Source organism: Aurantiacibacter gangjinensis, from assembly GCF_001886695.1.
Taxonomy (GTDB): domain Bacteria; phylum Pseudomonadota; class Alphaproteobacteria; order Sphingomonadales; family Sphingomonadaceae; genus Alteraurantiacibacter; species Alteraurantiacibacter gangjinensis.
Window position 1 is genome coordinate 1 of record NZ_CP018098.1, and the last position, 16,714, is coordinate 16,714.

Below are 16,714 nucleotides of genomic sequence, written 5' to 3' on the forward strand. Positions count from 1 at the left end.
TTAACTTTCCAGCTGCCGCAGCAGGCTGCGGACATCGCCATCCATATCGGCATCGCGCTGGCGCAGGTCTTCGATCAGGCGCACGGCGTGGATCACAGTGGAGTGGTCGCGACCGCCGAACTTTCGCCCGATTTCGGGATAGCTGCGCGGGGTCAGCACCTTGGCGAGATACATCGCCACCTGGCGCGGACGCACCACGGCGCGGGCGCGGCGCTTGGAGCTCATTTCGCTGCGGTCGATGCGGTAGAACTGGCAGACCGTGCGCTGGATTTCGTCGATCGTGATGCGGCGACGATTGGCGCTAAGAATATCGGTCAGCTGTTCTTCGGCCAGCTGCAGCGACACTTCCTGCCCGGTCAGCTGGGCATAGGCGATCAGCTTGTTGAGCCCGCCAACCAGCTCGCGCACATTGCGATTGATCGTGCGGGCGAGGAATTCGATGACATCGGCCGGCACTTCCAGCGGCGCAAACTTGGTCAACTTGCTTTCCAGGATCGCGCGGCGCAGCTCGATATCGGCAGGCGAGATGTCGGCCACCAGCCCCATGGAGAGGCGGCTGAGCAGGCGCGGCTCCACCCCGTCCAGCGCCTGCGGGGCGCGGTCGGCGGCGAAGACGAGGCGCTTTCCCTCGGCCAGCAGCGCGTCGATCGTATAGAGCAATTCTTCCTGCGCGCTCGCCTTGCCGATGATGAACTGGATATCGTCCACCAGCAGCAGGTCGAAGCCGCGCAGCCGCGCCTTGAACTCGATCATCTCGTTCGATTTCAGCGCCTGCACGAATTCCACCATGAAGCGCTCTGCACTGCAGTAGAAGATGCGCGCCCGCGGGAAAGCCTGCAGATAGGAATGGCCAATGGCGTGCAGCAGGTGCGTCTTGCCCTGGCCGGTCGCGGCCTTGAGATAGAGCGGGCTGAATTGCGGCTTTTCCGCCTTGGCCATGCGTTCTGCGGCATTCTTGGCCAGCACATTGGTGCTGCCGGTCACGAAGGCGGCAAACGTCTGGCTGGGGTCGAGGCCCACGCTGGCGGTAAAACCGTCGTCGCCGATCGATTCCATTGCCATGGTCGCATCGTTCGCGGCGCGGTGGCCGAAACCGTCATGGCCGCGCAGGTTCAAATCCGCGATCTTGCGGCGGCCCGGATGCACGGTGATCTTGATATGGCGCACTTCGCTGCTGGCGATCTTCCAGGCGAGCGAGAGGCGGTCGTGGTAGCGCTCTTCTACCCAGTTCGCCGAGAACTCGGTCGGCATGTAGAGGTGCAGCGTGCCGCTATCGTTGTCCAGCTTACCCAGTTGGATCGGCTTGATCCACTGGGTGAAGAGCTGGTGACCGAGATCCTTGCGGAGGCCCTGACTGATGTCGGCCCAATCGGCGGCAAGGTCGATCGCCTGCTGTTCTTCCATGTTGATGTCGCTATCCTCACGCTGTGTTGAATTATTGCGTCCGCCGCTATGCGGTCCCACCCGAATCATGTGCCTCTAACCCCAGTTCGTATTGTCTTTGGCCTGCCGGCTTTCCCCCTGACGCGCTGGTCGAACAGGAGACAAAACTTCCCCGTCCCGTGCATCGCGAAATGGACGCACGGATCACCCGTCGATAACTCGTCTGTGTAAGGCCGCTACCCCGTGTGTTGCGGCGTTGATGTTGTTATGAACGTCTCGGGCCGAACCTCAAGTGGGCCGTGTCAAAAAAACTTAAAAAATGGTCATTGACTCACCCGTGACCCGCAGACTTGCGTTTAAGTTGCTCAAAACATTGAAGAACTGTGTGACAGTCCTGCGAATCGCGAGTTTTCCTACACTTGCCGCAGGTGCGTGGATTGCAGTGCTGCACATGCGAAGAGGGCCGGTGGATAACCCGCCGGCCCTCTGCCATTTTTGTTCTTTAAGTGTTCCGTAGCGCCGCCTGTCGCCGTAGCGAATCCGGCGCCGGACAGACGAATCAGAGAGCAGCGACTCGCTTGCTCAGGCGGCTCATTTTGCGAGCGGCGGTATTCTTGTGCATCACACCCTTGGCCACGCCTTTGGCGATTTCCGGCTGCGCAGTCTTCAGCGCTTCCTGTGCGGCACCCTTGTCGCCATCGGTGCAGGCCGTTTCGACCTTCTTGATGAAACCGCGAATACGGCTCTTGCGCGCACCGTTGACTTCGGCGCGACGGTTGTTGCGACGGATGCGCTTTTTGGATTGGAGCGTGTTGGCCATGTGTGTCCTTCTTGGGAGCGGCATGGCCGCCCGTGATCCTAACGTATATGTCAAAGCTGAATCGGCATTGTCTGCCGGAAAGCGGCGCAGTTAGTCGCTCCGGTGCGGAAATGCAAGCGATTATGGGGCGACCGGCGCTTACAACAGGGGCGTGCGGGTGGCACTGCTTTTTGGTTTGCGAAAGCGCATCCGCGCTTTCGTCCTCGGTGCTAATCGCTCCGCTGCGCTGCGCGGCACCTGCGGTCGCCCGGTTAAGCTCTGTCGGTCGCTGGTCGCGACCGATAACGGCGCAAACTTTCTAAACCTTGGCGGAGCACCGTCCCGAGAGGGACGGCAAGGGCGAACGCCCGCCCGCAGCGGGCGCGCAGCGTAGCGGAGCGCGTCTAGCGAGGACGCGCGCCCGGATGGGCGCGCGAAAAACAAGAAACACCGGATCGCAAAACAAACTACCCCTGGCACGCAGGACAGAACCACGTGCTGCGCCCGCCCTGCACGATGCGGCGGATCGTCCCTTCGCCGCAGGTGAGGCAAGGCTCGCCCTCGCGCCCGTAGACGAGGAAGCGCGTGGCGAAGTAGCCCAGCTCGCCATCGGGCCTGGCATAATCGCGCAAGGTAGAGCCGCCATCGCGGATGGACTGTTCCAGAACGTCGCGAATGGCGGGCACCAGTCTTTCCAGCGCGGGGCGGTAGACGCGCCCGCCGGCCTTGCGCGGATCAATGCCGGCGCGGTGCAGCGCCTCGCACACATAGATATTGCCGAGGCCTGCCACCACTTTCTGGTCGAGCAGCAACAGCTTGATCGCCTGTTTCCTGCCCCGGATCGCGGCGCGCAAACGCTCGACTGTCAGCGCGTCGCCCAGTGGCTCCGGCCCCATGGCGGCGAAGGCGGGCCAGCCATCCAGCGCGTCTGAGCCGACTAGGTCAACATAGCCGAAGCGGCGCGGATCGTTCAGCGCGAAGCGGTGGTCGGCAGTCTCGATCACCAGGTGGTCGTGCTTGTCGTCATCCTCGGGATCGATGCGCCAGCGCCCGCTCATGCCCAGATGAAAAATCATCGTTTGTGCGCGGTCCGTATATATAAGGCCGTATTTCGCCCGCCGACCGAGCGAGGTGACGGTCGATCCGGTGAGCGACTGGCCGAGCCCTGCGGGGAAGGGAAAGCGCATATCGGGACGCCGCAGAACGACGCGCTCGATCCGCGCGCCGTCCAAGAAACGCGCGAGGCCGCGCACAGTGGTTTCGACTTCGGGGAGCTCGGGCATGGCCGCACCCTTTATCACCCTTTGCGCGGGCGACAATTGTCCCTAAGTGCGCTGGCATGAGCAATCCCGACAATGGCACCGTCTCCTTCGGTTACGAAGATGTCGCTCCGGACGAGAAGACCACTCGCGTAGGCGCGGTGTTCTCCAATGTGGCGCGCAAATACGACATCATGAACGATGCAATGTCGGGCGGTATGCACCGGCTGTGGAAAGACCAGTTCGTGCGGCGGGTAAAGCCCCAGCCGGGCGAAGCGATCCTCGATATGGCCGGCGGCACGGGCGATATCGCCTTTCGCATGGCTGCCAAGGGCGCGGAGGTCGTCGTTGCCGACATCAATCAGGACATGCTGGATGTAGGCATCGAACGCGCGATGGAGCGCGGGCTGGATGGGCTCAGCTGGTCACGCCAGAATGCCGAAGAGCTTTCTTATCCTGCACGCCAGTTCGATGCCTACACCATCGTCTTCGGAATCAGGAACGTCACCCATATCGACAAGGCGCTGGCCGAGGCGCAGCGCGTGCTGAAATATGGCGGGCGCTTTTACTGCATGGAATTCAGCACGACCGACTGGCCGGGCTTTAAGGAAGTGTATGACGCCTATTCGCACCGCCTGATGCCCAAGATCGGCAAGGCGATTGCCGATGACGAGGACAGCTATCGCTACCTCGCCGAGAGCATTCGCCGCTTCCCCAAGCCGCCCGAATTCGCGGCGATGATCCGCGATGCAGGCTTCGTGAGAACGCGGGTTGAGAGCATCCTTGGCGGTGCGGTAAACATTCATTCCGGGTGGAAGGTCTGACGGCATGACCCGTCCGGGGACGCATATTTTCCGGCTGCTGAAATGGGGCCGCACACTGGCACGCCATGGCGCGCTGCGGGGAATCGAGAACGATCCCAACACGCCCACGCCGGTCAAGCGCCTGTGCCGTATCGCGCGCTTCGGCACGATCCAACCGCAGCAGCCTGATTATGCAGGGGCCTTTCGCGATATCGGCCCCGCCGCGATCAAGCTGGGCCAGACGCTGGCGACCCGGCCAGACCTCGTTGGCGACGAAGCCGCGCGTAACCTGCTGAGCTTGCAGGACAGTCTGCCGCCTGTTCCTTTCGCCCAGATCGAGCAGGCCATCGAGGCCAGCTTCGAACGGCCGATCGAGGACCTGTTCCAGCATATCGATCCCGAGCCTGTCGGCGCAGCCTCCATCGCGCAGGTACACAAGGGCATCACCAAGGAAGGGCGCACCGTCGCCATAAAGGTGCTGCGCCCCGGCATCCGCGAGCGGTTCGAGAAGGACATTGCGACCTATGAATGGGCCGCCGCGCATCTGGAGGCGATGGGCGGGGAAGCGCAGCGCCTGCGACCGCGCCTCACCATTGCCAATTTCAAGCGCTGGACCAATCGCGAGCTGGACCTGCGGCGCGAGGCCGCCTCGGCGTCCGAACTTGCCGAGAATATGCGCGGTATCGAGCAATACGCCATCCCCGAGATCGACTGGGATCGCACCAACGGCCGGGTGATGACCATCGAGTGGATCGACGGCATCAAGATTTCCAACACCGAGGCGCTGATCGAGGCCGGCCATGATCTGCCGGACCTTGCCAACAGGCTCGTGCTGGCATTTCTCACACAGGCGATCGCCAGCGGCTATTTCCATGCCGACATGCATCAGGGCAATCTGTTCGTGCGGGGCGATGGCACCATCGTCGCCATCGATTTCGGCATTATGGGCCGCATCGACCGGCGGGCGCGGCAATGGCTGGCGGAAATCCTCTACGGCCTGACCACGGGCGACTACAAACGCGTGGCCGAGATTCACTTCGAGGCGCAATATGTGCCGAGCTATCACGATGTGAACGAGTTCGCGACGGCGCTGCGCGCGGTCGGCGAGCCGATGCGCGGCAAGCCGGTGAGCGAGCTTTCCGTGGGCCAGATGCTCGATGGCCTGTTTGCCATCACCCGCGATTTCGATATGCAGACCCAGCCGCACCTGCTGCTGCTGCAAAAGACGATGGTGATGGTCGAAGGCATCGCCACCCAGCTCAACCCGCAGATCAATATGTGGGATGTCTCCGCACCCTATGTGCGCAGCTGGATCCGCGACGAATTGGGGCCGGAAGCGGCCATTGCGGACCGTATCAAGACCGATCTCGATACGCTGCTGAAATTGCCGGACCTGGTGCGCCGCATCGACGAGCGCTTCCCGCCCAAGGGCGGCGCGCCCGAGCAGGTGCCGCTGCCGGAGATCGAACTTTTCTGGGAACGCCGCAAGCGCGAAGCAGAGCGGCGCGGCTGGCTTGGCTATGTGCTGGCGGCAGGCGCGGGTGCAGCGGCGCTGTGGGGCGCGATGGCGGCTGGGATGCTGGGGTAGGACTGGACCTTCCACCGCTCATGCTGAGCTTGCCGAAGCGTCGCTTTTCCTTTGAGCGCGATGCACCCAAAAAAGGACGACCCTTCGACAGGCTCAGGGTGAGCGCAGTTTTGGGTGGATAGCTTCGGCCCGCCATTGAGCAGAGCGCCCGCTCGGTCCACACCAGCCCGATGACCAATCCGCTCGACTGGTGGACATCGCTCGGTCGCCCGCTGGCGCGCCTGCCGCGCTGGGCTGCGGTCGCCGTGCTGGCCGCACTGGTTGCCGCGATGGCATGGAGCACTTTCGCTGTCGCCCCGGTCGACCAGGCGGAAACCGCGCAGGTCGAGGCGCGCGGCGAGGCGTCCGAGGGCGATCTCGCGCTATACCGGACCATTTCGCAGCGTGTCGCCGATGGCGAGCCCTATTACGGCGCGGCGATGGATGAACAGCGCGCGCGCAACTACCCGACCCGCCCATTCGTTGCCGTGCGCCTGCCTACGCTTGCCATGCTTCACAGCGCGATTGGTGTGGACGGTGTTCGCTATCTTTCCGTTGCACTGCTTCTGGCGTGCCTATGGGGTCTCCATCAGCGCCTCTCCGGTACGGTCTCGGATCGCGAACGGATCGCCGCTCTTATCATGCTGGCATTAGGCGGGGCTGCCGTCGCCGCACCGCAAGCGGGGCTGGTGCACGAGGTGCTGGCAGGCATGCTGCTGACGCTCGCCTTCCTGTTTTACACGCCGGAGCGTTGGTGGCCCAGCCTGCTTGCTGCCGGTGCCGCCATCGCCGTGCGCGAGATTGCGGTGTCCTTCGTGCTGCTGTGGTTGGCTTTTGCCGTGACTGGCAGACGCTGGCGCGAAGCTGGCGCATTGGTCGGTCTTCTGGCGCTGTTCGCGGCGATGATGGGGCTACATTATCACCTCGTCGAAATGCGCCGCATGGCGGGCGATCCCGCCTCGCAGGGCTGGGATGCGATGACGGGCTATGCGTTGCCGCTGATGGCGCTCTCCCGCCTCACGGCCTTTCTCGTCCTGCCCGTGACCATCGCCGCGCCGCTCGCCATCCTGCCTTTTGTTGGGTGGCTCGGGCTGGGCGGACGGATCGGCCTGTTCGCCGCGCTGTGGTTTGCAGGCTTCTTCACCGCCATGGCGCTGTTCGCCCGGCCGGAGAATTTCTACTGGGCGCAGCTGGTGCTGCCCGCCTATGTGGCGGGCCTCGCCTTCGTGCCGCGAGCCTTGGGCGAATTGCTGCGCAATTCTCTCGGGCGCAGTGAAAGGCAAAGTTAACCATCATTTGCGATCAGGCCAGCTTGGACTATTGAGCGAGATGGTTAACCGATGCTCCAAGAGCAGATCGACGTGAACGAACGGGAGGACAAGTCGACCAATCCCCGCATCCTGCTGGTGGTGGGCGGTGGTATCGCCGCCTATAAAAGCTGCGAGCTCGTCCGCCTGATCGCGAAAGGCGGAGGAGAGACCAATTGCGTGCTCACCAATGGCGGGTCGCAATTCGTCACGCCGATGGCGCTGGCCGCATTGTCGGGCAACCAAGTGCACACCTCGCTCTGGGACCTGAAGAACGAGGCCGAGATTGGCCATATCCAGCTGAGCCGGGAGGCGGACCTTGTCGTCGTTTGCCCTGCAACGGCAGACCTGATGGCGAAGATGACCGCGGGCATTGCCGACGATCTTGCCACCACGCTGATCCTTGCGACGGACAAGCCCGTGCTGGTCGTGCCCGCGATGAACGTGAAGATGTGGGAGCATCCCGCCACGCAGCGCAATATCGAGACGCTGCAAGCGTCCGGCGTGCGGGTGATGCAGCCCGATGAGGGCGCGATGGCCTGCGGCGAGTTCGGCCCCGGTCGCCTGCCCGAACCGGAAATGGTCTGGCTGGAAATTGCCGACATGCTGGGCGTCGATCCCGGGGCGGTGGGCCGTGACATCGAGGATTACCTTCGCGCCGTGGAAGCGGGCGCTGAAGAAGAGGACGAGGGTGAGTTCGAAACCGATCATCCGGGTGGTCTTGCCGGAATGCTCTCCAGCCTGATCCCGCGCACGACGCCGATCAAGGGCGAGGGCGACGAGGACGAAGACGGCGATCTTGAAGAGTTCGACGGTGATGATCCGGACGGCGAGCCCGGCCCCGACCTGCCCGAGCCCGACTATACCGGCGTCGAACATTTGATGGCGGTGAAGGGCAAGGCCAAGGCTGCGCCGCCCACCGACCGCGAAGCGATCAATCACGAAGTCAATGCGCGGCAGGAAGCGCCGCAGCCTTTCGAGGGCGAGGAAGCGGCAGCTCCGGTCAACCCGCTGGCAGAGCCCGGTGCGGCGCCCGCTCCGGTGGCCGAAACGCTCGACGATTTCGATCCGCTCGAAGGGCAGGCGATTTCCGATATGCCGATGGAAGAGCGCCCGCTCTACGGTAAGCACGTGCTCGTGACCGCCGGGCCCACGCATGAGCCGATCGATCCGGTGCGCTATCTCGCCAACCGTTCCAGCGGCAAGCAGGGCTACGCCATCGCCGCTGCCGCTGCGGCTGCGGGGGCCAAGGTCACGCTGGTCTCCGGCCCGGTCCATTTGCGCACCCCTGCCGGTGTCGACCGCATCGATGTTGAAAGCGCGGAAGAAATGGCGAAAGCCGTGCGCGAAGTGCTGCCGGTCGATACCGCCATCATGGTCGCCGCCGTCGCCGACTGGCGCACGCGCGATTATGCCGATGCGAAGATCAAGAAGCGCGGCTCCGCCCCGCCTGCGCTCGTGCTGACGGAGAACCCCGATATCCTTGCCGGCGTGGCCGCCAGCGCCAAGCGTCCGCCGCTGCTGATCGGATTTGCCGCCGAGACGAACGATGTGGTCGAGAATGCGCGCAAGAAGCGCAAGAACAAGGGCGTCGACTGGATCGTCGCCAACGATGTGTCGGGCGATGTGATGGGCGGGGACGACAACGAAGTGCATCTGGTGCGCGAAGGCATGGTCGAGCATTGGGAAGCGATGACCAAGCAGGATGTCGCCACAAAGCTGATCGAACAGGTCGCCGAAAGGCTTACCGCCGATGCCTGACGCCGCGGTACCCGTGCAAATTCGCCGCCTGCCGCATGGCCACGGGCTGGACCTGCCCGCCTATGCCAGCGATGGCGCGGCAGGCATGGATGTCGTCTCGGCAGAGGACATGATCTTGCGCCCCGGCACGCGCCATGCCGTAAGCACCGGTTTGGCCATGGCGATCCCCGCCGGATACGAAGTGCAGGTACGCCCGCGATCTGGCCTTGCGCTGAAGCACGGCATCACCGTGCCCAACACGCCCGGGACGATCGACAGCGATTATCGCGGCGAACTGAAAGTCATTCTGATCAACCTGTCGGACGATAACTTCCCCATCAAGCGCGGCGACCGCATTGCGCAGCTGGTGTTGGCCCCAGTGACGCAGGCGGCATGGGAAGAGGTCGACGAACTGGACGAGACCGCGCGCGGCGCGGGCGGGTTCGGCTCGACCGGAGGGCATGAACGGCTCTAGCGAGGCCGTGCCAGCTTCGCGAGTACGGCCGGTACGCACCACAAGACAGCGACGAACAGGACCGGGCCCCAGTCGGGCGTTCCGGTGAGTTCTGCCACCAGACCCGTCAACAGCACAGCCGCCGCGCCGAGCGTTGCGATCGATGCGAGCCTGCGGCGCATGGCGATAGCGGCAATCACGCCTCCACCGGCAATGGCGAGGAAAGCAAGGTTGATCGCTTGCCGCTCGCTGCCCACGATACCGACAGCCAGCGTCGCCCAGATCGTGAAGACCGCCACCGCCACAAGCAGCGCCATCGCCAGGCGTGACAGCATGCTGCCGGTCATGCGTACAGCCAGCTCCACGCCGATGCCGAGCAGAGCAAGCAAACAGGCCGCGACGAAGAAATCGCCCGCAGACCACGCGACCTCTTCGGTAAATTGCATGGCGAGCGCGGGAATGGCGAGGATGGCGGCGAGACTACCCCATCCGGCGATGCGCCATCCGGTAAGGCGGCGGGCAGGGGCGGTTGTCATATCGGTCATGTCGGCTCCTTTGACATAAAATCTGTGACCGCGCCTAGCTGCGCCCCTATGTGAGCGGCATGAGCAATTTCTGAGGAATGGCTGAAATGCTTGGCGTCGGGCAATTGCTGGCCTAGCCATCATGACCGATGACCGAGCAGGGCGACCCCATTCATTTCGGCGAATTCACACTGCTGCGCACGCAGCGGCAATTGCTGCGCGGTGACAGCGAGATCGAATTGGGCAACCGCTATTTCGATGCGCTGTTGCTGCTGGTGGAGCGGCGCGGCGAGCTGGTCACGAAGGACGACTTTCTCGGCGCAGTGTGGCGCGGCATCCCTGTCACGGACGAGGCGCTGACCCAGTGCATCCGCGCGCTGCGCAAGGCGCTGGGCGATGTCGCAGGCGATCCGCGCTTTATCCAGACCGTGCCCAAGCATGGCTATCGCTTCATCGCACCGATTGCGGATGGCGGCGAAAATACCAGCCCCGCACACGCTGCCGCTCCGCTCGCGCGGCTGGCCGGGGCGTGCACCCTTGCCGGGGCGTTGGCCGGAGCGACAGGCGGCCTGTTCTACGGCCTTGTGGCATTCGACGGTGAACCCTCCGCAGTGCTCGCCCTCGGTGGCCTGGTCGCCGCGCTGGGAACGATGCTGGCGCAGGCCGGGATCGGATTGCTCACCGGGATCTCCATCACCGGGGCGACAGGCCCGCTGGAAGGCGCGATCATCGGCGCTGCCTGCGGCGCGGCGGTCTGGGTATCGCACGCATCGCATCCGGCGCTGATGCGCTGGAGCACAGTCCTGGCGCTTGGCGTATTGGCTGGGCTCGCACTGCATCTTGCGGGAGGGAGTCTGCTCGGCGGAACGCTGTGGAACCTGCAGCGCGATCTCGGCACGACCGGGCTGGCTTTAGACCAGCTTGGCGGCGGCACGTTTGGCACGAGCGCGCGCATGGCGAGCGCGGCAATCGAAGCGATGGTCTTCACCGCTGCCATTGCATTTGCGGCGCAAATAGCGCGCAAATAGCTAGGGCGGACCATGCTGCCATGGCCCGCCCTTCGCGTGACGTTTGATTGAAAGGATTACCGCTCGTCGCGGCGCACCGGCTGATCTTCCTCGGCTATCGAAATGCGCACGGTCTCACCCGAATTACCGGGGAAATCGGTGAACATGGCTTCCACCAGGTTTGGCACCAGATATTGCAGGCGGTCGGACCGTGATGCGGCCTGCGCGCTGCCCTCGAACAGACGCTCACCCGACGCAGCATCGTCGATCTTCAAATCGATACCGCTGGTATAGACGGTATAGCTGCGCACATCGGCCCCGCGGTGGAAGAACGGATCGTGCCAGCCATAGCCCCAGCGGCGGGTCGGCACATAGGCGATGCGCGTACGGCCACGGCGGTCACGGAAGGCTACCGGCCGGCGGAACGTGCCCCAGCTGCCCCAGAACGGATCGTAGGCACCGAAACCGGCACCGGTCGTGCGGATACGCTCGCGTCCGTCATCGACGCCGTAGTCGAAGCGCACCAGCAGCGTTGCATCTTCGGGCGAAGCGGCCTGGACATAGCCCAGATCTTCCATCTCATCCTCGACATGGTCGGCATAGAGCGAGAATTCGAGCCCGCCCGCCAGCGCCGGATCGTCTGCCACGACGTAGAAGCTCTGCCCCTGCGGTGCAGGCAGCTGCGCTTCGAAACGCGATACATCGGCGCGGAAAGGCGTGGCGCAAGCGGCCAAGCCCATGGCCAGCAAGGGAAGCGTCGCGAACTTGGCGCTGCGCTTCAGGGAAAAGGTCTTCAACATGGTTTTTCTCACATTCAGCAGTGGAAGCACGCGAGGCCCCTCGCTCCAGCGCGCATGAATTTTCACGATGAAGCGGGTTTTATCAAGGGCCGAGTGAACCGCGATTGAACCGCCACATTGACAAATGTTCAATGAAAACAGCTGCAAGGCCGGGTTTTATACTCTTTTTCAACTCCGCCGATCTAAACCGGTTCCGCTGAAGGAGGATCACATGGGTTTCGGCAGTGATGATATCAGCCGCGTGAGTCGCGCAGGCTATTGGAAATTCTTCATCGCCAATCTGGTGGCGATCATCGCGCTGATCGGCGTGTGCTTCACCGCCGCAATGAACGGCGAATTGGCGATCGCCATCATCGCCTTCCTGCTGATCGCGCCCGTGGGAATTTACTTCCGCGTCATCATGATGCGGCGCTGCCGCGATCTGGGTTGGCCGACCTCGCTGCCTTGGATCACCTTCGGGCTGGGGATCGTCGCCAATTTCTACAGCTTCGGCAGCATTGGCGATGCCAAGGGCGCATTCGCAGGTCTTGGTCTGGCGTGGTTGGTCGGAATGATCGATTTCGTGCTGATGATCGTGCTTGGCGTCGTCAAAGGTCGCGAGCCGACCGACTATTCCGCCGTATTCGGCGACGGCCCGGCACTGACGCAGAAGCGAGCCAAGCACGCTGCTGCAATGCCCTCGACGATTAGCGCGCCGCCGCGCGGCGTAGCCGATGGTGACAGCGATGCGATGGACGATGCCATCGCCCGCGCGCTCGATAATTATCGCCGGACCGGTTCCGCCGTGGCAGAAGCGCCCGCCGCTTCGCCGCTAGCGCGAAAGGCCGCGCCGGCACCGCGCGCTGCGCCGCCGCGTGCGGCCGGCTTCGGCCGCAAGATGGTCTAGCGGCGCGCTTGCCCGCGAACGAGGCCGAGCGCCTCATAAGCGGCATCGAGTGTGGCTGAACCAAGCTCGCGCGCCTGCGCCGCACCGCGCGCCAGGATCGCGTCCAGCTGTTCACGGTCGTCCTTCATTTCCACGAAGCGGTCGCGGATGGGCGAGAGGGTGGACACCATCAGGTCCGCCAAAGCGGGCTTGAATTTGCCGAAACCCTCGCCGCCGAAATCGCGCAGGACATCGTCCGGCGTCGTGCCGGAAAGCGCGGCGTAAATGCCGACGAGGTTCTGCGCTTCGGCGCGGCCTTCCAGTCCCTCGACATCGCTCGGTAGCGGCTCGGGATCGGTCTTCGCCTTCTTCACCTTTTGCGCCATCGTATCGGCATCGTCGGTCAGGTTGATGCGGCTCATATCCGACGGGTCGGACTTGCTCATCTTCTTCGTGCCATCGCGCAAGGACATGATCCGCGCGGCGGCAGGCGGGATGAACGGCTCGGGTAGGGCGAAGACGGGCGCATCATCCGATGCAAAATCGCCGTTGAATTTCTGCGCGATGTCGCGTGCCAGCTCCAGATGCTGCTTCTGGTCCTCGCCGACCGGAACGTGCGTCGCCTGATATAGCAGAACATCGGCCGCCTGCAGCACGGGATAGCCGAACAGCGCGACGGATTGACCCTCGCGGTTCTTGCCCGCCTTGTCCTTCCACTGCGTCATGCGATTGAGCCATCCCATCCGCGCGGTACCCATCAACAGCCATTGCAGTTCTGCATGGGCGGGTACTTGCGCCTGGTTGAACAAAACGCTTTTCGCCGGATCGATGCCGCAGGCGACCAGCGCGGCGGTCATTTCCAGCGTGTGGGCGGAAAGCTGCGCGGGATCGTGCGGCTGCGAAATGGCGTGCAGGTCCGCCAGGAAGAACAAACATTTGTCACCGGCAGCCATCTCGTCCTGCATGCGCACCCAGTTGCGGATCGCGCCGAGGTAATTGCCGAGCGTCAGATTGCCGGTGGGCTGGATGCCGGAAACAACGATCATGATTTGGTCGGGTCTTTCTTGGTCATGAAAATGGCGATGCGCTGCCTGCTGACGGCGCCGAGCGCGAAGGCCGCGCCGAAATAGACGATGACGGCGCAGGCGACCAGTGCAGCCAGCGCTGCCAGCTGTTCCAGGACGCCTGCATCGTAAAGCGGGGTCAGCAGATCGCGCGTGTAATAGAGCGCCGCGCCCATGGCGATGGCGGCCAAAAGCTGGCGGGCGAGGCGCCCGAGCAGCGGCCAGTCGAGCCGATAATAGCCGCGAACGCGCAGCACGACGTACAGAATCGCGCAATTGAGCCAGGCGCCGATGGCGCTCGCCGCCGCCACGCCTTCCACGCCGAAGCGCTGGAGGAAGGCGATGTTGAAGCCGATGAAGACGGCCAGCGCAGCAAAGGCGGCATAGACGGGCGTCTTGGTGTCCGAGCGGGCATAGAAGCTGGGCACCAGCACCTTTACCAGCACATAGGCCGGTAGGCCCGCCACCAGCACGGCGAGTACGCCGCCGGTCATCGCCGCATCCTCTGCATCGAAGCGGCCGCCGCCGAAGATCATAGTGATGAACGGCACTGCACAGATGGAAAGGGCGACGGCGGCAGGGAGGGTCAGCAGCATGCCAAGTTCGATGGCATTGGACTGGATGCGCGCCGCGCCGTCGCGGTCGTTAGCGCCGACGAATTTGGAAAGGCTCGGCAGTATGGCGGTGGACAGCGCGATGCCGATAATGCCCAGCGGCAACTGGTTCAGCCGGTCAGCATAGTTCATCCAGCTGACCGCGCTGCCTTCCAGCTGGTTGAGGAAATAGACCTGCAGCAGGGTATTGATCTGGTATGCGCCGCCGCCGATTGCTGCCGGGAGCGCAATCCAGCCGAGCCGCTTAACCTCCGGCGTCACCTTGGGCCGTGTGAACCAGCGCGGGCGGAATCCTTCGACATGCGCCCAATAGAGCAGCCAGCCCAGTTGCAGCACACCCGCAACCGGTATGGCCCAAGCGACGACATAGCCTTTCAGCAACACGTCGCCTTCGGCGCCGTAGCTGGTCTGCAAATAGAGCAGCGCTCCGATCAGCACGATGTTGAAGATGATCGGGAAACTCGCGCCCGGTCCGAAGCGCGAGACGGAATTGAGCATGCCGGTCAGCAGCGTCACCACGCTGACGAGCAGGATGTAGGGGAACATGATCCGCGCGAAATCGATCGAATAATCGAGCTTTTCCGGCGTGATATCGTCGTCGGACAGCAGCCGGATGACGCCGGGCATGGCGATCTGGAAGATAGCCGTCAGCAGGATCAGCGCGGGCACGAAAACGCTGATGACATCCTGCGAGAAGCTGCGCGCCTGCTCCAGCCCGGTCTCGCCGGCTTCGTTCGTCTCGGCGTGGAGGCGCTTGGAGAACATGGGCACGAAGGCAGCGGAAAAGGCGCCCTCCGCGAAAAGGCGCCGGAACACGTTGGGGATGATTAGCGCCTGAAACCAGGCATCGGTCACTTCATTTGCGCCGAGCACGCGGCTGAAGATCATCTCGCGCGCAAGGCCCGCCACCCGGCTCACCATGGTGAGCGAGCCGATCGTGCCGACATTCTTGAGCAGGCTCATGCTAGCGCGCTCCCAAGAACGACCGCTCGCGCTGAGCTTGTCGAAGTGCGGGCGCAGTATCGCATGACATTTCGTCCTTCGACAGGCTCAGGACGAACGGAGGCGCCTATGCTTCGCCGCCAGCAGGCGCTTCGGCGGCCTGTCCGGCTGCTTCGGCAGCGCGCTTCTGCTGCAGCTGCTGGACGTAGAGACCGTTGAAATCGATGGGATCGAGCATCAGCGGCTGGAAGCCTGCGTCGCGGATGGCATCGGATACTACGCGGCGTGCGAAGGGGAACAGCATGCGCGGCGCTTCGGCATAGAGGAAAGCGTGCGCCTGTTCCTCGCGCATGTTGCGAAGGCCGACCAGGCCGCAATAGGTCAGGTCGACGATATAGGCGGTGCCTTCTTCGGCCTTGGCGGTCACCGTGATGCGCAGACCCAGCTCGGTCACTTCCTCGCTCACCTTGGTCGCGGCGATGTTGAACTGCACATCCATCTGCGGCGCGTCTTTCCAGCGGAAGGATTGCGGCGCTTTCGGGTTCTCGACCGACAGATCCTTCACATATTGCGAGATGATGCCCGCGGTGGGCGCGGTGTCGGCACCATTGCCCGCAGGTGCTGCATCCAGATCGGTGAGAACGTCGTTTTCGTCGGCCATGATGTAAGTGTCTTTCGATTCGGTTGGAGCGCCGCTTGCATTGCGCAGCGCTGGGATAAAATGCCGGGCGCGCCTACCACCCCTGCCTGCCGCTCGCAATGGTCCGCGCATAGCACGTTGCGAGACGAAAGTGGGTGTTGCCGCGAGGTTTCAGGACCCGGTAAGGCGCTTGTTCATTTGATATTGCATACTATCTGGTTCACTATGGCCGCCAAGGCGCGCTGCACGCCGGTTTTGCAGGCAGATTAGGAAGATTTGTGGGTACCATCGCTGAAATCGTCATCCTTGCCATGATCGCAGCCTTTCTGGGCATGCGCCTCTATTCCGTGCTGGGCCGCAAGGCGGAGCATGAGGAAGAGATCATTCAAGGCCGTTTCAAGCAGGAAGAGGAAGCGCGCGACGTGCCTCCGCCCACAGCCACTGGCGCCGATTCTGCCCGCGTGGAGCCGGTGATCGCAGGCTTTCCGCCCGCTATCGAGCGGGGCCTGCGCGAGATTTCCACGGCAGACCGCAATTTCGAACTCATCGGCTTCATGGAAGGCGCGAAAGGCGCGTATGAAGTCGTGCTCGAAGCGTTCTGGCAGGGCGACAAGGAAGAGCTGCGCGAACTGTGCGACGATGATGTATATCAAAGCTTCGCCGCCGCCATCGATGAGCGTGAGGCCATGGGCGTCACGCTGGATAACAAGCTGATCCGGATCGAAGACAGCACTGTCCATTCCGCCCAGCTCGACGGCAAGATCGCTCGCATTGCGGTGATCTTCGTGTCCGACATCGCCAGCGTCACGCGCGACAAGGATGGCAATGTCATCGCCGGTTCGCTGGACGACGCGGTCGAGAGCCGCGACATCTGGACCTTCAGCCGCGACATCCGCAGCGACAATCCGCAGTGGCTGCTCGACGAGACCGACATCGGCTGATAGCT

The 16,714-nt window shown here is 63.4% G+C and carries 16 protein-coding genes; 8 read left to right on the forward strand and 8 right to left on the reverse strand.

All coding sequences use genetic code 11. The features are described from left to right. The 3 genes from dnaA to mutM all read right to left on the reverse strand — a co-directional run bounded on the left by dnaA (nucleotide 1) and on the right by mutM (nucleotide 3,465). Complete coding sequence (dnaA, locus tag BMF35_RS12175; protein ID WP_047007850.1) at nucleotides 1–1,404, reverse strand: chromosomal replication initiator protein DnaA; 1,404 nt, start codon at nucleotides 1,402–1,404, stop codon at nucleotides 1–3. Between the two features lie 538 nt (nucleotides 1,405–1,942). After that, nucleotides 1,943–2,203: a 30S ribosomal protein S20 gene (rpsT, locus tag BMF35_RS12180; protein ID WP_047007849.1), complete on the reverse strand. Its 261-nt coding sequence runs from the start codon at nucleotides 2,201–2,203 to the stop codon at nucleotides 1,943–1,945. Between the two features lie 446 nt (nucleotides 2,204–2,649). Next, on the reverse strand, nucleotides 2,650–3,465 hold the full coding sequence (gene mutM / locus BMF35_RS12185) for a bifunctional DNA-formamidopyrimidine glycosylase/DNA-(apurinic or apyrimidinic site) lyase (protein ID WP_047007848.1): 816 nt from the start codon (nucleotides 3,463–3,465) through the stop codon (nucleotides 2,650–2,652). Between the two features lie 56 nt (nucleotides 3,466–3,521). Here mutM and BMF35_RS12190 point away from each other — a divergent pair, with 56 nt between their 5' ends. From BMF35_RS12190 to dut, 5 genes are all read left to right on the forward strand, one after another. Beyond that, nucleotides 3,522–4,265: a class I SAM-dependent methyltransferase gene (locus BMF35_RS12190; RefSeq protein ID WP_047007847.1), complete on the forward strand. Its 744-nt coding sequence runs from the start codon at nucleotides 3,522–3,524 to the stop codon at nucleotides 4,263–4,265. A gap of 4 nt (nucleotides 4,266–4,269) precedes the next feature. Beyond that, nucleotides 4,270–5,832 (forward strand): 2-polyprenylphenol 6-hydroxylase, encoded by a 1,563-nt coding sequence (ubiB, locus tag BMF35_RS12195; protein WP_047007846.1) that lies wholly within the window; start codon nucleotides 4,270–4,272, stop codon nucleotides 5,830–5,832. A 170-nt stretch (nucleotides 5,833–6,002) separates the two neighbouring features. Continuing rightward, nucleotides 6,003–7,100 (forward strand): hypothetical protein, encoded by a 1,098-nt coding sequence (locus tag BMF35_RS12200; RefSeq protein WP_052766156.1) that lies wholly within the window; start codon nucleotides 6,003–6,005, stop codon nucleotides 7,098–7,100. Between the two features lie 51 nt (nucleotides 7,101–7,151). Continuing rightward, nucleotides 7,152–8,879 carry a bifunctional phosphopantothenoylcysteine decarboxylase/phosphopantothenate synthase gene (locus BMF35_RS12205; RefSeq protein WP_047007843.1) on the forward strand — a complete coding sequence of 576 codons (1,728 nt, stop codon included), beginning with the start codon at nucleotides 7,152–7,154 and terminating at the stop codon, nucleotides 8,877–8,879. Continuing rightward, complete coding sequence (gene dut / locus BMF35_RS12210; RefSeq protein ID WP_047007842.1) at nucleotides 8,872–9,333, forward strand: dUTP diphosphatase; 462 nt, start codon at nucleotides 8,872–8,874, stop codon at nucleotides 9,331–9,333. Before BMF35_RS12205 ends, dut begins: the two co-directional genes overlap by 8 nt. On the opposite strand, the gene BMF35_RS12215 is transcribed toward dut, so the two are convergent. Beyond that, a complete protein-coding gene (locus tag BMF35_RS12215; protein ID WP_052766155.1) occupies nucleotides 9,330–9,857 on the reverse strand; it encodes a hypothetical protein in 528 nt (175 codons plus the stop codon). The genes dut and BMF35_RS12215 overlap by 4 nt on opposite strands. Before the next feature lie 128 nt (nucleotides 9,858–9,985). On the opposite strand from BMF35_RS12215, the gene BMF35_RS12220 reads away from it, so the two are divergent. Then, the gene (locus BMF35_RS12220) at nucleotides 9,986–10,864 is read left to right on the forward strand and encodes a winged helix-turn-helix domain-containing protein (protein WP_052766154.1); all 879 of its coding nucleotides are present in this window, start codon (nucleotides 9,986–9,988) and stop codon (nucleotides 10,862–10,864) included. Between the two features lie 56 nt (nucleotides 10,865–10,920). On the opposite strand, the gene BMF35_RS12225 is transcribed toward BMF35_RS12220, so the two are convergent. Continuing rightward, a complete protein-coding gene (locus tag BMF35_RS12225; protein ID WP_047007841.1) occupies nucleotides 10,921–11,643 on the reverse strand; it encodes a DUF4136 domain-containing protein in 723 nt (240 codons plus the stop codon). Nucleotides 11,644–11,854: 211 nt separating this feature from the next. Between BMF35_RS12225 and BMF35_RS12230 the strand changes: the two genes are divergently transcribed. Then, on the forward strand, nucleotides 11,855–12,529 hold the full coding sequence (locus tag BMF35_RS12230) for a DUF805 domain-containing protein (protein WP_162199255.1): 675 nt from the start codon (nucleotides 11,855–11,857) through the stop codon (nucleotides 12,527–12,529). On the opposite strand, the gene trpS is transcribed toward BMF35_RS12230, so the two are convergent. The 3 genes from trpS to secB form a co-directional block, all read right to left on the reverse strand. Then, nucleotides 12,526–13,554, reverse strand: coding sequence for a tryptophan--tRNA ligase (trpS, locus tag BMF35_RS12235; protein ID WP_047007839.1), 1,029 nt, complete (start codon nucleotides 13,552–13,554; stop codon nucleotides 12,526–12,528). The two genes, BMF35_RS12230 and trpS, sit on opposite strands and share 4 nt — an antisense overlap. Continuing rightward, the gene (murJ, locus tag BMF35_RS12240) at nucleotides 13,551–15,149 is read right to left on the reverse strand and encodes a murein biosynthesis integral membrane protein MurJ (RefSeq protein ID WP_047007838.1); all 1,599 of its coding nucleotides are present in this window, start codon (nucleotides 15,147–15,149) and stop codon (nucleotides 13,551–13,553) included. The genes trpS and murJ overlap by 4 nt, the downstream gene beginning before the upstream one ends. 106 nt (nucleotides 15,150–15,255) lie before the next feature. Beyond that, on the reverse strand, nucleotides 15,256–15,789 hold the full coding sequence (gene secB / locus BMF35_RS12245; protein WP_047007837.1) for a protein-export chaperone SecB: 534 nt from the start codon (nucleotides 15,787–15,789) through the stop codon (nucleotides 15,256–15,258). A gap of 290 nt (nucleotides 15,790–16,079) precedes the next feature. On the opposite strand from secB, the gene BMF35_RS12250 reads away from it, so the two are divergent. Continuing rightward, nucleotides 16,080–16,709 carry a Tim44/TimA family putative adaptor protein gene (locus BMF35_RS12250; RefSeq protein ID WP_047007928.1) on the forward strand — a complete coding sequence of 210 codons (630 nt, stop codon included), beginning with the start codon at nucleotides 16,080–16,082 and terminating at the stop codon, nucleotides 16,707–16,709. Nucleotides 16,710–16,714: the final 5 nt, after the last annotated feature.

Coding starts and splice junctions, on each gene's coding strand:
- dnaA (WP_047007850.1), bottom strand. CDS start 1,404: ATGGAAGAACAGCAGGCGATCGACCTTGCCGCCGATTGGGCCGACATC.
- rpsT (WP_047007849.1), bottom strand. CDS start 2,203: ATGGCCAACACGCTCCAATCCAAAAAGCGCATCCGTCGCAACAACCGT.
- mutM (WP_047007848.1), bottom strand. CDS start 3,465: ATGCCCGAGCTCCCCGAAGTCGAAACCACTGTGCGCGGCCTCGCGCGT.
- BMF35_RS12190 (WP_047007847.1), top strand. CDS start 3,522: ATGAGCAATCCCGACAATGGCACCGTCTCCTTCGGTTACGAAGATGTC.
- ubiB (WP_047007846.1), top strand. CDS start 4,270: ATGACCCGTCCGGGGACGCATATTTTCCGGCTGCTGAAATGGGGCCGC.
- BMF35_RS12200 (WP_052766156.1), top strand. CDS start 6,003: ATGACCAATCCGCTCGACTGGTGGACATCGCTCGGTCGCCCGCTGGCG.
- BMF35_RS12205 (WP_047007843.1), top strand. CDS start 7,152: ATGCTCCAAGAGCAGATCGACGTGAACGAACGGGAGGACAAGTCGACC.
- dut (WP_047007842.1), top strand. CDS start 8,872: ATGCCTGACGCCGCGGTACCCGTGCAAATTCGCCGCCTGCCGCATGGC.
- BMF35_RS12215 (WP_052766155.1), bottom strand. CDS start 9,857: ATGACCGATATGACAACCGCCCCTGCCCGCCGCCTTACCGGATGGCGC.
- BMF35_RS12220 (WP_052766154.1), top strand. CDS start 9,986: ATGACCGAGCAGGGCGACCCCATTCATTTCGGCGAATTCACACTGCTG.
- BMF35_RS12225 (WP_047007841.1), bottom strand. CDS start 11,643: ATGTTGAAGACCTTTTCCCTGAAGCGCAGCGCCAAGTTCGCGACGCTT.
- BMF35_RS12230 (WP_162199255.1), top strand. CDS start 11,855: ATGGGTTTCGGCAGTGATGATATCAGCCGCGTGAGTCGCGCAGGCTAT.
- trpS (WP_047007839.1), bottom strand. CDS start 13,554: ATGATCGTTGTTTCCGGCATCCAGCCCACCGGCAATCTGACGCTCGGC.
- murJ (WP_047007838.1), bottom strand. CDS start 15,149: ATGAGCCTGCTCAAGAATGTCGGCACGATCGGCTCGCTCACCATGGTG.
- secB (WP_047007837.1), bottom strand. CDS start 15,789: ATGGCCGACGAAAACGACGTTCTCACCGATCTGGATGCAGCACCTGCG.
- BMF35_RS12250 (WP_047007928.1), top strand. CDS start 16,080: ATGATCGCAGCCTTTCTGGGCATGCGCCTCTATTCCGTGCTGGGCCGC.